The organism is Bacillus sp. AY3-1, from assembly GCF_008368785.1.
GTDB classification, from domain to species: Bacteria; Bacillota; Bacilli; order Bacillales; family Bacillaceae_G; genus Bacillus_A; species Bacillus_A wiedmannii.
Window position 1 is genome coordinate 218,544 of sequence record NZ_QORZ01000017.1, and the last position, 13,163, is coordinate 231,706.

A 13,163-nucleotide genomic window follows, 5' to 3' on the forward strand; every position below is an offset into this window, starting at 1 on the left:
TCTCTTTTCTCAAATATATTTCATTATCTCACAGCCCGTCCTTTTCACAAATAACCATTTTGTTCGCACCATTTATGAAATTGTCCTACGTCTACTCCAACTAACACGATATCCTTTAGCTCTACATCAATGATTTGTTCTCCAATTACAATAGCAAACTGCGATTCTAATTTTGTCTCGCTGTTCTTTACAATTCCAATTCGGTTCCGATGCGGTCCATCTTTTATATATGCTTTTTGTCCTACAATATCAAAGTTCAAGTCTCTCACCTCTTTTATTGCGCTTAAATTTGAAATACGAACTCAAATTCGGAAATTTTCCTTTCCTTGCACTATTTCTCTATATATATGACGAAACAATAAAAGAGTCCTCCCTTCTTTACAATTATTTTTTCTTTGTTTCATTTTTGTGATTGAAACGTAAAGTTTATAATAAAATACATTTGGAAGCGCTTTCTATGTAATTTTTTATGTTATAATATATAAGTAGAACTTCGCAAAGAGGGTTAAAAAAAATGAATACAAAAATGATTAAAAAAGTAATTGACGCATTAAAAGTATATGGCTTTCAGAATGTATCATTCTGTGACAAAACGAAACAATTTTTATTTCATAACGAAATGGATATTATGAGCGGCTATGCAGAAATAACATATAGTAGTCAGTTTGAAAAATTCAACGTACAAATTCATCCGATTGAAACACATCACCAAGCAGAGTTACAAGAGGTTGAAAGACATATACAGGCCTGTATAAGGAAAGTGGAATATTTAAACGCACTTCTTAGCGGACAAACAAAACTAGATGACAAAATTATTATAATGTAAAAAAAGAACGTGAGGATATCACGTTCTTTTTTTACATTATACGTTCATCCGTTCAAACAAAACTAGATGACAAAATTATTATAATGTAAAAAAAGAACGTGAGGATATCACGTTCTTTTTTTACATTATACGTTCATCTTTTCCTTCAGTTGTAATCCTGTAATGGATTGTAATACATCCATTGCTTCTCCAAATGTCATATCAAATATCGTCTTATCCTCTATGTATGGAAATTGTCTAAAGCGCTTTTCTAACATTTTCACGGCGTCCGACGTAAAGTGTACACTATCAATGCCAAATTCTGTTTCAAGAAGAACGATCCAATCTAACACATGAAAACCTAATCCATTTACGAATGAAATAAGTTTTTCTTCTGGCTGTGAAGATAAGAATACATGTCGTTCCATCTCATCGAAAAGTTCTTCACCTAAAACTTCTGCTAATTCATCATCATGTTCGCGTTCAATAATCTCTTCATATCCGTAATCATCCACAAGCTCTTCTACTTCTTCACTGTCCTCACAAAGCAATTGACTAAGAACGGCCCCTTTCTTAAATTCGCTATTTTGTACAACTTCTAAAAAGCTCGTTTCCCATCCATTTTCTAATTTCATATTATATACTCCTTTATATACGTTTCTTATCATCACTGTTCCCAAAAGATCACTTTTATAACCTTTTAGGTCGTTACTATTATTTCACATGATTCATAACATAAGATGCATATTCAGTTGCATCTCCTTCAAAAATATTTATTTCTGGCAAATGATAGAACGTTGTTTGAAGCGGGTTTCTTTCATGATATACATATATCTTTTTCTCTAGCGCAATCGCCATTCCAAACTCTGTATGGCTCCCGTTTCCGCCATCTAATATAAGTAAAAAGACATCCGCTTCTTTAATAGCATTCTTTTCTGCCTGACCAATTTCTCTTAATTGATCTTGATTCACTGCTCTTTCATTTCTTGTCCAATCATATGTATGGTGCCATCCTGCATGTTTCAGTTCATTTGCTATAGAACGTACAAGATGTTTATTTTGGAATCCTGAGGCGACATAAAAATTCATTTATATACACTCCTTCATTATGTACGGGAAACTCCTTTTAGCGTTACTTGCTATAAACATAATAAAGAACTAAAGAACGACTTCAAAAAAAAATCCCCATCTTTAAAACTTATTTGCGTTTAAATGATGGGATTCTTCATGCTCTTCTTTTATTTTCTTCTTTTTATAACTTTCATCAGCTAACATTTCTAGTTCAGCTGTTATTTCTGATTTTTCAAGCTCTCTTTCTTGCGAAAATTTCCTTGAAATATAAACAATAACACTACCAACGTACAACACAAAGCATATAATAAGTGCAGTATTTTCATAGAGACTTAGCTCCAACACAGTCACTCCTAATCCATTCGTATTTTCACGCTTCATTAATTGGAATTTCCCTACTAATCCATTTGTTATTGTAACATAAAAATATCAATCCTTGGAATCTTTCATCCTACTAAAAAAGACATGATTGTTTCATCATGCCTCTGAAATATGTTGAATGATTGTTTGAATTGCTTCTTTTCCATTATATTTTTTTAGTGCTGTTTTATACATCTCATTATTTTGATTTAATTCTTCGACATGCTTTATAAGTGATTTCACAGTCACATCTTCTTCATACAATACGGAAGCATATCCTTGTCTTTCAAAAGACTCTGCATTTAGTATTTGATCTCCACGACTTGCAAATTTCGATAGCGGAATTAAAACCATCGGCTTTTGCAATGTTAAAAACTCAAAAATTGCATTAGAGCCCGCACGTGAAATAACAAAATCTGTTATCGCTAATATGTCTGGCAGTTCTCCATGTATATATTCAAATTGTTTATATCCTTCTTTATTTTGTAAGCTTTCATCAAGATTACCTTTTCCGCAAAGATGAACAATTTGATATTTTTTCAAAAGTTCTGGTAACGCTTCTCGAACCGTTTCATTAATTTTCTTTGCGCCCAAACTTCCTCCCATAATTGTAATAACTGGCTTTTTACGTGAAAAACCTAAAAACGCTAAACCTTTTTCACGATTTCCCTTTAGCACTTCTTCACGTACAGGAGATCCTGTATAGATTACTTTTTCTTTCGGTAAATGTTTCGCAGCTTCTTCAAATGTAACAAATATTTTCGAAGCAAAACGGAGCGCAATTTTGTTTGCTAGTCCTGGCGTCATATCAGATTCATGTAATAAAACAGGGACTCTATTTAGCCAGCCTCCAATTACGACTGGTACAGATACGAAACCACCTTTTGAAAAAATCACATCCGGTTTTAGTTTTCGAATCCTTACATACGCATCCATAACACCCTTCATTACAAGAAAAGGATCTTTTATATTTTTTAAATCAAAATAACGACGTAGCTTTCCACTTGAAATACTATAGTACGGAATGCCTTCCTTTTCTATAATCGTTTTCTCAATCCCTTGATGAGAACCAATATACGAGATATCCCAATTCTGTTCTTGTAAATGTGGAATGATGGCTAAATTAGGTGTTACATGCCCTGCCGAACCGCCACCTGTAAAGACTATTTTCTTCATACGTCTCCCCCTTCTACACTATAATACACTAAAATATCTTGCCTCAGGGTGAGAAAATACCATAGCCGTTACAGATGCTTCTGGCTCCATCATAAATCCTTCTGTTAATGAAATACCTATTTCTTCTGGATGAATAAGGCGAAATAACTTTTCTTGATCCGCAAGTTCTGGACATGCTGGATAACCGAAAGACACTCGTATCCCTCTATATTTCGTACGGAAACGTTCTTCCATCGTCAGTTCTGGTGAATCTGGAATACCCCAGCGATCACGAATGAGCATATGTGTTTTTTCAGCAAGACCTTCTGCTAGTTCAAGCGCTAACGATTGGATCGCATGACTGCGTAAATAATCCCCCTTCGCCTTCCACTCTTCAGCAATGTCCCGAACGCCTTCTCCAACCGTAACAGATAGGAAAGCAACATAGTCCATCTCATCTCCAACTGGTCGTAAATAATCACCTAAAGTACGATATGGTGCTTTTCCTTGCCTTGGGAATGTGAAACGCTCTATAACACGTGTATGATCTTCTGGATCATATATTACAATGTTTTGTCCGTCACTTTGCGCTGGGAAAAATTGATACACCGCTTTCGGTTTTAACCAAGATCGTCCTTCCTGCAATAATTCATCTATTAAATCATTTAATTCGTGTGCTCTCTTATCTCCCTCTCGCAAAAGCTTCTTCACATTTCCTTTTAATCCAAGGTGATGTCCAAGTAGCATTTGTCTATTTAAAAATGGAGCGAGATGTGCAACTGGAATATCTCGTAATACAATTCGCTTTGTTGAATCAGGTATCATAACCTCAGCCTTCGGTAATGGTTCGATTACTGCTGGAATTTCTACTTTCTTCTCCTCTTTTTTTACGATATGAAGATGACGCTCTTTTTTATCTTGTTTCATCTTCTCGCGCTCTTCTTCTTTTTGAAGCTTATTAATAATATCAAGCCCGGTCATCGCATCACTCGCATAGCATACGAGCCCTGTATATGATGGGGATATACGGTTATCTGTAAACTTTCTCGTTAACGCTGCCCCGCCTACAACGATTGGAATATCAATATTTGCCGCTTTTAAATCTTCAGCAGTCGTTACCATTTGTTGCGCTGATTTTACTAATAAACCAGAAAGACCAATAATGTCAGGCTTCTTTTCTTGTACTTCTTGAACAATTCGATCCGAACGAACATTGATTCCTAAATTAATAATCTCATATCCGTTATTGGATAAAATAATTTCAACGAGGTTTTTCCCAATATCATGTACGTCACCTTTAACAGTTGCTAATAATACTTTCCCCTTTTTCGCACTCTCGCTAGATTCCATATGTGGCTCTAAATAGCTTACGGCAGCTTTCATACTTTCAGCACTTTGCAATACTTCGGCAACGATAAGCTCATTATTATTAAATAATCGTCCCACCTCATCCATTCCTGTCATAAGTGGGCCATTAATAATATCCAAAGGTTTTCTTCCTTCTGTAAGTGCAAGGCTTAAATCTTCTTGTAGTCCTTGTTTCGTACCTTCTACAATGTAATTTGCCAGCCTTTCATCAAGAGTTAATGTTTCTTGGGTAACGACATCTTTCTTTTTTGCCGCGCGATAGAAATTTGTAAATTCTTCTAACGTCTCTTGCGTCGTTTCAAAAAGTAATGCATCTGCAAGACGTTTTTCTTCCTCTGGAATTGACGCATACCGTTCTAATTTTTCCGTATTCACAATTGCGTAATCTAATCCTGCTTTCGTTGCATGGTATAAAAAGACGGAATTTAATACTTCTCGGCCAGCTGGTGGTAAACCAAAAGATATGTTACTTACACCTAAAATCGTTAAACACTCTGGCAAGGCTTCTTTAATAAGGCGAATTCCTTCTATCGTCGCTGCCGCTGAACCAATATATTCTTCATCACCTGTACCTACAGGAAATACAAGTGCATCAAAAATAATATCTGACGGGCGTATACCATATTTCGTCGTCAATAACTCATAACTTCTTTTCGCGATTTCGAGTTTTCGTTCTGCACTAACCGCCATACCATCTTCATCAATTGTTCCTACAACAATAGCAGCACCATATTTCCGAAGAAGCGGCGTCACTTTTTTAAATCGTTCTTCTCCATCTTCTAAATTAATTGAATTAATAACAGCTTTTCCTTGAATATAAGTAAGAGCTCGCTCCATCACATTTTCATCTGTTGAATCAATCATAATTGGTACTTTTAACACTTTCGTAACTTCTGCCAAGAAGTTTTCCATATCTTCTATTTCATCGCGATCAGGATCTGCCATACAAATATCAATAATATGAGCATTTTTCTTCACTTGCGCTCTTGCGACTTCAGCAGCCTCTTCAAATTTCCCTTCTGCTACTAATCGTTTAAATTTACGTGACCCAATAACGTTTGTTCTTTCACCAACAAATAATGGTCTCATAGAGTCATCATATTGAAGTGCCTCTAATCCACTAACCCCGTGTCCAGCTCTTTCGTGGTGTTCACGTGGATTAAGAGAAGCTAACGCGGATTTTATTGCTTTTATATGTTCTGGTGTTGTGCCACAACAACCACCGATAATATTAACCCATCCTTCTTCAGCAAATCGCTTCACTTTTTCAGCGAGAGAAGATGGAGATTCATGATAATGTCCATCTTCATCAGGAAGACCTGCATTTGGATAACAAGAAATGTAACACTCCGACAAATCAGATAGTGAACGAATATGGTCTCTCATAAACTCCGGACCGGTCGCACAGTTTAATCCAACAGATAATGGCTTCATATGTTCTACTGATAAGTAAAAAGCCTCAATTGTTTGCCCGGCCAGAGTCGTTCCCATCGGTTCAATCGTTCCTGAAATCATAATAGGTACAATTTTATTTAGCTCATCAAAAGCTGCTTGAATTCCAATATAAGCAGCCTTCACGTTACGCATATCTTGACTCGTCTCAACGAGTAATACATCTACGTCGCCATTCAATAAGCCTCTAGCCTGCCGTGTATAGGCTTCAATTAATTCTTCAAACGTCACACCACCTGTAACACTAATCGCTTTCGTTGTTGGTCCCATTGCTCCCGCAACATATACTTCCTTCCCGCTTGCTTTGACCGCTTGCTTCGCTAAACGTGCTGCCTTCTCATTTAATTCCTCATCTAAATGAGACAACTCATAATCACTTAATACAATATTCGTCGCCCCAAATGTATTTGTTTCAATAATATCCGCTCCAGCTTCAATATAAGCTTTATGAATCTTTAAAATGACATCAGGCCTTGTTTCTACTAAATATTCATTACAGCCTTCGTACTCTTCTCCTCCGAAATCTTCCGCAGTTAAGTCCTCTTGCTGGATCATTGTTCCCATTGCACCATCTAATATTAAGATGTCATTTTTTAATTTTTCTTCTATACATTTCATCAGTTAATACCTTCTTTCACTTCTTGCTTTTCTCTCACATATTTAACAAGATGTTCTGTAATTTCATATTTTAGAAATGGTGTAATAAGATAAATGCCGTTAAAATATTTCATCGCCGCATCGATCAATTCTTGTGAAATGCGAATCCCTTCCTCAATTGCTGCCTCTTTCGTTTCATGTCCATCCATTCTCTCCCTTATTTCTTCAGGTAGAGTAATACCCGGCACCTCAAAATGAAGGAAATCTGCATTCCTTTTACTTATTAATGGCATAATCCCAATAAAAATAGGTTGTTCCAAATGCTTTGTCGCTTCATACACTTCTTCAATTAACGCGATATCATAAATTGGCTGCGTTAAGAAATATTCCGCTCCAGCATCTATTTTCCGTTCCATTCGCTTAACCGCTGCTTTTAAATGTCTTACATGCGGATTAAACGCACCTCCCACTGAAAACCTTGTTGCTGGACCAATTGATTTCCCTAAAATCGAGCGCCCGTCGTTCATTTCTTTAATCATTTTAATGAGCTCAATAGAGGACAAATCATATACAGAAGTAGCACCTGGAAAATCACCAACGCGTGCTGGATCACCAGTTAAAGCTAACACTTCTTCCATACCTAACGCCGATAAGCCTAATAAATGAGACTGTAGTCCAATGACGTTATGATCTCTACACGTTAAATGCGTCAATACCGGAATATCGTGCTTCGTTAATAATGCCCCCATTGCCATATTCGAGATGCGAGGCGATGCTAATGAATTATCTGCTAGAGTAATAGCATCTGCACCAGCTCTTTTCAATGCTCTTGCGCCTTCAAAAAATCGCTGCGTATCTAACGTTTTCGGTGGATCTAATTCCACTACTACTGTCGTTTGTTTTTTTGCTTTCTCTGCTAATGTGACATGAGCTTTTGAACGTTTCTCGTGTGTATGAACTACTTTCGGTCTTTGAATCGTATCCTTTTCTATTACAGGTGTAACATTTGCAATTGCACGTTTCATACTTTCAATATGTTCTGGAGTCGTGCCACAACAACCACCTAATAACCGAATACCTTGCTCAATAAATTTCGGTGTCATCGCTTCGAAATAAGCTGGACTTCCCTCATATACGTAACGTCCCTCCACATAATTTGGGAGACCTGCATTCGGATATGCTGACAAGTAGCCATTTTGCGGAATCGATATCATTTTAAAAGCTTCCGTCATGTGAAGTGGCCCTAGTTGACAGTTCAATCCAACGACATTTGCACCGTAATCTAAAAGCTGTTTTAATATTTCATTTACATCATTTCCATTTTGAGTTGTACCTGCCTCATGCAATGCTAATTGAGCTACAATTGGAATATTCGTTTGTTTTCGTAACACCTGAACAGCATGAAGTAATTCAAACTCATCATAGAAAGTTTCTAATAGCAGTCCATCAACCTGTTCTTCTAGTAATGCACTTGCCTGTTCCAGTAACATAAATTCTCTTTCCATATCAGTTGTCGTAACAGCTCCGATATGTTTCATACCACCAATTGTTCCTAAAATTGCATTTCTGTCTATAACAGATGCTTTCGCCAGTTTTACTGCGGCTCTATTAATTTCAGTAACTTGATTTTCTAAACCATACATACGTAATTTCGCTTCATTTGCTCCGTACGTATTTGTTTGAATCACATCAGCCCCAGCAGCTACATATTGCTTATGAATCGATATAATTAAATCTGGATCAGATATATTCAATTCTTCAAAACTACTTTGCAAACCATGTGAATGTAATAACGTCCCAACCGCACCATCACCTATTACAATTCCTTTTGATAATAAATCTAGTAATTTCACAAATCTCCCTCATTTCTATCAATATAAAAACCCCCTCTTCACTTTGAAGAGGGGGACATAATTGTTCCTCCTCTTATTATGCAAAACATTCGTTTTGCAGGTATTAGCACCGTTTCAAACATTTCGTTTGAAGGTTGCTGGGTTTCACAGGGCCTTTCCCTCCACCGCTCTCAATAAGAGTTTGTCTTTATTATTTTATTTATGTAGCTAAAAGGAAATACGTTCCCCTTTTAACAATGTTTGTTAATTTTTTAATAAATTTAGCATGCACAAATGCAAAAGTCAATGACACTTGCGGAAAAATAAAAATTATTTAAAATAAAGTTGCAATTCAATTATCTTTTGTTGTAAAGTTAAAAACATAATAAAAATTTCATACGAACATTCTTATCTAGAGAGGTAGAGGGACTGGCCCTATGACGCCTCAGCAACCATTAACATTTGTTAATAAGGTGCTAATTCCAGCAAATTGTGAAAGATTTGACAGATGAGAAGAAGACTCTATTCAAACCGAAAGCCTTCTTCTTTAGAAGGCTTTTTTTATTTTACCCCGCTATTTGAGGGCAGTAAGATTCCCAACTCAAAATTCAGCTAGAACAAAGAAGTTAGGTGGGAATCGACTGCCCGTAAAAGCCCGATTGGTGAGAGCTAATAATCAGTGGGGGATGCCCCCTTCACTGATTAAAGTTTCACTTTACATTCACTTAATTGTTAATTTAAAAAGGAGGAATTTTCACATGTCAACTATTGAAACAAAACTAGCACAAATCGGAAACCGGAGCGAAACTACAACAGGAACTGTTAACCCACCTGTTTATTTTTCAACTGCTTATCGTCACGAAGGAATTGGTAACTCTACTGGCTTTGACTATTCACGAACTGGCAATCCAACTCGCGGTCTTTTAGAGCAGGCAATCGCAGATTTAGAGTACGGTGAACAAGGTTATGCCTGTAGTTCAGGGATGGCAGCTGTTCTCCTCGTCCTTTCCCTATTCCGTTCCGGAGACGAACTTATTGTATCTGAAGATTTATACGGGGGCACTTATCGATTATTTTCTGAGCACGAAAAAAAGTGGAATGTTCGATGTAGATACGTAAATACACAATCTATTAAACAAATTGAGCAAGCTATCACAACTGAAACGAAAGCTATTTTCATAGAAACTCCAACTAATCCGTTAATGCAAGTTACTGATATTGCCGCTGTCGCAACTGTAGCGAAAAGACACGGACTCCTTCTTATTGTAGACAACACATTCTATACGCCTTATATACAGCAGCCATTAACAGAAGGTGCCGACATTGTACTTCATAGCGCAACGAAATATTTAGGGGGACATAACGATGTCCTAAGCGGACTTGTCGTTGCAAAAGGAAAGGAACTTTGTGAGGAAATCGCTCATTATCATAATGCCTCTGGTGCGGTCTTAAGTCCATTTGACTCATGGCTATTAATTCGTGGTATGAAAACGTTAGCGCTTCGCATGAGACAACATGAAGAAAATGCAAAAGCAGTTGTTGCTTATTTAAATGATGAAGACGGGGTGACAGATGTATTTTATCCTGGAAGAGGCGGCATGATCTCATTTCGTCTGAAAGATGAAACATGGATTAATCCATTCTTACAATCTTTATCCTTAATTACATTTGCTGAAAGTCTTGGTGGTGTTGAAAGTTTAATGACGTATCCAGCAACGCAAACACACGCTGATATTCCTGAAGAAATCAGAACAGCAAACGGTGTATGTAATCGTCTTCTGCGATTTTCCGTTGGCATTGAAAATAGTAACGATTTAATTCAAGACTTAAAGCAAGCCATTAAACTTGTAAAAGAAGGTGTAAGAATATGAGTTATTCTATAGATACACTCTTACTGCACAACCAATATAAACATGACTCGCAAACAGGAGCTGTTAACGTTCCCATCTATAATACATCAACATTCCACCAGTTTGATGTAGATACGTTCGGAAAATATGACTATAGTCGCTCTGGTAATCCAACTCGTGAAGCTCTTGAAGATATCATTGCTTTATTAGAAGGAGGAACAAAGGGATTTGCCTTCGCATCAGGAATTGCAGCGATTTCTACTGCATTCCTCCTTCTTTCACAAGGCGATCACGTACTCATTTCAGAAGACGTATACGGAGGAACTTACCGAATTATAACTGAAGTGCTCTCCCGTTACGGTGTGTCACATACATTTGTTGATATGACAAATATAGAAGAAATAAAGCAAAACATTAAGCCAAACACAAAACTCTTTTATGTGGAAACACCCTCTAATCCACTTTTAAAAGTGACAGATATTCGTGCTGTTTCTAAACTTGCAAAATCTATTGACGCCCTTACTTTTGTTGATAATACATTTTTGACACCACTATTCCAGAAACCACTTGATCTTGGCGCCGATGTCGTTCTTCATAGTGCCACAAAATTCATTGCCGGTCATAGTGATGTTACTGCCGGATTAGCGGTTGTAAAAGATGCCGAACTCGCTCAAAAACTTGGATTTTTACAAAATGCATTCGGCGCTATTTTAGGTCCTCAAGATTGTTCTCTCGTACTTCGCGGTCTAAAAACATTGCATGTACGTCTTGAGCATTCAGCTGCAAACGCCAATAAAATTGCACATTATTTACAAGAGCACGCTAAAGTTAAAAATGTCTATTATCCTGGCTTACAAACACATCTTGGATTTGATATTCAACAATCTCAAGCTACATCAGCCGGAGCTGTCCTATCTTTCACTTTACAATCAGAAGACGCACTCCGCCAATTTTTATCAAAAGTAAAATTACCTGTCTTTGCAGTTAGTTTAGGAGCTGTCGAATCGATTCTTTCCTACCCAGCTAAAATGTCACATGCAGCACTGTCGCAAGAAGCTCGTGATGAAAGAGGGATTTCTAATTCATTACTTCGGTTATCCGTCGGCCTTGAAAATGTTGACGATTTAATATCCGATTTTGAAAATGCCCTTTCTTATGTAGAAGAACCTGTAAATGCATAGAACGAACAGAAGATATGAAATTAAGTTTTCATATCTTCTTTTTTATACCGTTAAGTATATTTTTTACTTTTCGTATAGTCCATAAAAAACAAAAGAGCACCATCTATTTCTAAATAATGAATTAATTGATATATTAAGAAGTAAAAAAGAGGGCAAAAATAATGGATACTTGTGCAGATGTTTTAATCGTTATCGATTTACAAAATGGAGTATGTTATAGCGAAGAGCATTTATTCGATTTACAAAATTTACTTACAAAAGTAAATAAAAGAATTTCTTCATACAGAAAATCAAATAAACCAATCATTTTTATTCAACATTGTGACGATGATTTAGTACCCGAAAAAGAACTTTGGGCTATTCATGCTGATCTAGATGTTCAGGAACAAGATTTTTTTGTAAGAAAAACACATGCCAATTCATTTTATAAAACAAACTTGAAAGAGATTTTAGAACAATTATCTGTACACCGTATTGAATTTTGTGGTGCCCAAACAGAGTACTGTATGGATGCTACGATTAAATTTTCCCATGGACTAGAATACGAAAACTTCATGGTACAGAAAGCAACCTCTACGTTAAATAATCCATTTATGTCCGCAAAAGAGACAATTGATTTTTATGAGAACATATGGAACCGCAGATTTTTAAAGCTGATAAAAGATGAACTCTAGAATATATAACTAATGTCTTGGTAATTCTAAAATTTATCAGCTATACTCAAATATTTTGTTATCACCATAAAGAAGCTGACTATATTCAGCTTCCTTTCTTTTAACCTGTTTTATATTCTATATATAACATTATAATTCCTTTTTCTTATTATTTTTAAAATTTTGTATATTCATTTGAAAGAATAAGAAAATCATGATAAAATTGTGTTACAAATATATCTATATCTTTCAATTTTTAAAACGCATCGAAATTTTCGCCCAAAAATGTCATTTTACAAAACCATGCAAATTTATCTACTTTATTTACATCAGGGTCTCTTTTCTTACAATTTCTTTACTTTAGGACTTTTTTTCTGCAACAACTGTTTCCTTTTCTTTAATTTTTTGGTATGTATAGTATGGTATAACAGCTCACACGGAGGTGGAAAAGAACATGTTAGAAACCTTTCAAAAAGAAATAGAACTATATGAAAGCAATGCAGAATTATTGAAAGTACTTGCTCATCCTGTTCGCTTATGTATTGTAAAAGGATTAATTGAACGTGGTCCAAGCAACGTTTCTACAATGTACACTGGCTTAAACATGCCACAATCTACAATTTCACAGCATTTAGCAAAATTAAAAAGTGCTAAAATCGTTTCAAGTGAAAGAAAAGGATTGGAAATTTATTACAAAGTGGAAAACGAGACAATTATTCAACTCGTTCGCGTATTATTAGGTTAAGAGCTCATAAACAGAGAAAAAGGGCGTATTTTATATTTTTTATCTCATATCTTTAATATAAATATATATCATGAGAGGAAATATATGATGCTAC

12 protein-coding genes and 2 riboswitches are annotated in these 13,163 nt (G+C 36.0%); of the genes, 5 read left to right on the forward strand and 7 right to left on the reverse strand.

Annotation, left to right across the window (positions count from 1 at the left end):
* Positions 1 to 44 precede the first annotated feature (44 nt).
* Positions 45 to 260: a DUF3912 family protein gene (locus DN389_RS16695; protein ID WP_001008334.1), complete on the reverse strand. Its 216-nt coding sequence runs from the start codon at positions 258 to 260 to the stop codon at positions 45 to 47.
* Positions 261 to 514: 254 nt separating this feature from the next.
* Here DN389_RS16695 and DN389_RS16700 point away from each other — a divergent pair, with 254 nt between their 5' ends.
* A complete protein-coding gene (locus DN389_RS16700) occupies positions 515 to 826 on the forward strand; it encodes a hypothetical protein (RefSeq protein WP_001093232.1) in 312 nt (103 codons plus the stop codon).
* Between the two features lie 125 nt (positions 827 to 951).
* Here DN389_RS16700 and DN389_RS16705 read toward each other — a convergent pair whose 3' ends face one another.
* The 6 genes from DN389_RS16705 to DN389_RS16730 all read right to left on the reverse strand — a co-directional run bounded on the left by DN389_RS16705 (position 952) and on the right by DN389_RS16730 (position 8,661).
* Positions 952 to 1,440 carry a hypothetical protein gene (locus tag DN389_RS16705; protein WP_000764277.1) on the reverse strand — a complete coding sequence of 163 codons (489 nt, stop codon included), beginning with the start codon at positions 1,438 to 1,440 and terminating at the stop codon, positions 952 to 954.
* Positions 1,441 to 1,519: 79 nt separating this feature from the next.
* On the reverse strand, positions 1,520 to 1,894 hold the full coding sequence (locus DN389_RS16710) for a nucleoside 2-deoxyribosyltransferase (RefSeq protein ID WP_088123399.1): 375 nt from the start codon (positions 1,892 to 1,894) through the stop codon (positions 1,520 to 1,522).
* 102 nt (positions 1,895 to 1,996) lie between these two features.
* Positions 1,997 to 2,257: a DUF3966 domain-containing protein gene (locus tag DN389_RS16715; RefSeq protein WP_000817963.1), complete on the reverse strand. Its 261-nt coding sequence runs from the start codon at positions 2,255 to 2,257 to the stop codon at positions 1,997 to 1,999.
* Between the two features lie 96 nt (positions 2,258 to 2,353).
* Positions 2,354 to 3,412: an undecaprenyldiphospho-muramoylpentapeptide beta-N-acetylglucosaminyltransferase gene (gene murG, locus DN389_RS16720; protein ID WP_046956340.1), complete on the reverse strand. Its 1,059-nt coding sequence runs from the start codon at positions 3,410 to 3,412 to the stop codon at positions 2,354 to 2,356.
* A gap of 18 nt (positions 3,413 to 3,430) precedes the next feature.
* A complete protein-coding gene (metH, locus tag DN389_RS16725) occupies positions 3,431 to 6,829 on the reverse strand; it encodes a methionine synthase (protein ID WP_088123400.1) in 3,399 nt (1,132 codons plus the stop codon).
* Positions 6,829 to 8,661, reverse strand: coding sequence for a bifunctional homocysteine S-methyltransferase/methylenetetrahydrofolate reductase (locus tag DN389_RS16730; protein ID WP_098189910.1), 1,833 nt, complete (start codon positions 8,659 to 8,661; stop codon positions 6,829 to 6,831). The genes metH and DN389_RS16730 overlap by 1 nt, the downstream gene beginning before the upstream one ends.
* Before the next feature lie 70 nt (positions 8,662 to 8,731).
* Positions 8,732 to 8,841: riboswitch (SAM riboswitch) on the reverse strand.
* A 204-nt stretch (positions 8,842 to 9,045) separates the two neighbouring features.
* Positions 9,046 to 9,155, forward strand: a riboswitch (SAM riboswitch).
* 243 nt (positions 9,156 to 9,398) lie between these two features.
* Here DN389_RS16730 and metI point away from each other — a divergent pair.
* The 4 genes from metI to DN389_RS16750 all read left to right on the forward strand — a co-directional run bounded on the left by metI (position 9,399) and on the right by DN389_RS16750 (position 13,069).
* A complete protein-coding gene (gene metI, locus DN389_RS16735; RefSeq protein WP_000103901.1) occupies positions 9,399 to 10,511 on the forward strand; it encodes a cystathionine gamma-synthase/O-acetylhomoserine thiolyase in 1,113 nt (370 codons plus the stop codon).
* Positions 10,508 to 11,671 (forward strand): cystathionine beta-lyase, encoded by a 1,164-nt coding sequence (metC, locus tag DN389_RS16740; RefSeq protein ID WP_098189909.1) that lies wholly within the window; start codon positions 10,508 to 10,510, stop codon positions 11,669 to 11,671. The genes metI and metC overlap by 4 nt, the downstream gene beginning before the upstream one ends.
* Positions 11,672 to 11,832: 161 nt before the next feature.
* Positions 11,833 to 12,345 (forward strand): cysteine hydrolase family protein, encoded by a 513-nt coding sequence (locus DN389_RS16745; protein ID WP_000379163.1) that lies wholly within the window; start codon positions 11,833 to 11,835, stop codon positions 12,343 to 12,345.
* A gap of 433 nt (positions 12,346 to 12,778) precedes the next feature.
* Entirely contained in the window at positions 12,779 to 13,069 is a 291-nt protein-coding gene (locus DN389_RS16750) for an ArsR/SmtB family transcription factor (RefSeq protein ID WP_000894375.1), read from the forward strand.
* Positions 13,070 to 13,163: the final 94 nt, after the last annotated feature.